This is a genomic window from Vibrio genomosp. F10 str. 9ZD137, assembly GCF_049974785.1.
Classification (GTDB): Bacteria; Pseudomonadota; Gammaproteobacteria; order Enterobacterales; family Vibrionaceae; genus Vibrio.
Genome location: NZ_JBNGCJ010000130.1, coordinates 1 through 309 on the forward strand (window position 1 = coordinate 1; position 309 = coordinate 309).

Below are 309 nucleotides of genomic sequence, written 5' to 3' on the forward strand. Positions count from 1 at the left end.
CATTGGGGCAATGAAGCGAGCGTATCGACTGGATACTACTGACACTGACTCTCAGCTAGGTTTTGCTCAAGCATTGATGATGTCTGATGATGAAGGGGAGCAAAACCGTGCTCGCTCGATTCTCAACAACTTAGTGCAGCAAGATTATGTTGATCTGCGAGTTTTCTCTCTGCTGGCCTTTGACGCCTTTGAGCGCCAAGATTACCCAGCCGCGATTAAGTTCTGGGGTGTGATGCAGAAAATGATTGGCCCAGAAGACAGTCGCTACGAAATGTTGTCTCGAAGCATTGAAAAGATCGGAAGAGCGGT

The 309-nt window shown here is 48.2% G+C and carries 1 protein-coding gene; it reads left to right on the forward strand.

Going from position 1 to position 309, the window contains the following annotated elements; translation table 11 throughout:
* Positions 1-309 (forward strand): tetratricopeptide repeat protein (locus tag ACP45E_RS01520; RefSeq protein ID WP_426510426.1); only part of this gene is annotated, 309 nt, incomplete at both ends.